This window comes from Shewanella sp. T24-MNA-CIBAN-0130, from assembly GCF_040310185.1.
In the GTDB taxonomy this organism is placed as follows: domain Bacteria; phylum Pseudomonadota; class Gammaproteobacteria; order Enterobacterales; family Shewanellaceae; genus Shewanella; species Shewanella psychromarinicola.
On record NZ_JBEOPP010000526.1, the window covers coordinates 1 to 241 of the forward strand.

At 44.4% G+C, this 241-nt stretch carries 1 protein-coding gene; it reads left to right on the top strand.

Features of this window, described 5'->3' with window-relative positions:
* The coding region (locus AAEZ02_RS23375; RefSeq protein ID WP_351125611.1) for a LysR family transcriptional regulator at positions 1-241 on the top strand (241 nt) is incomplete at both ends.

Consider the following 241-nt stretch of genomic DNA (forward strand, 5'->3'; position numbering starts at 1 on the left):
GCTTTATTCTGAACAAAACATGACTTTAGCGTCAAAATCGTTGTTTATAACGCCATCAGCAGTAAGCCATGCGATAAAACGATTACGTTTAGTGTTAAACGACCCGCTATTTGTACGCCAAGGCCTGCAAATGCAACCGACAGCTGCTTGTCAACGTATGGCTCCGCAACTTATAAGTGCGCTAAATCGAATAAGGCAAATACTGCAGCAATGTGGGGAGTTTGACCCGCTTACTACGGAG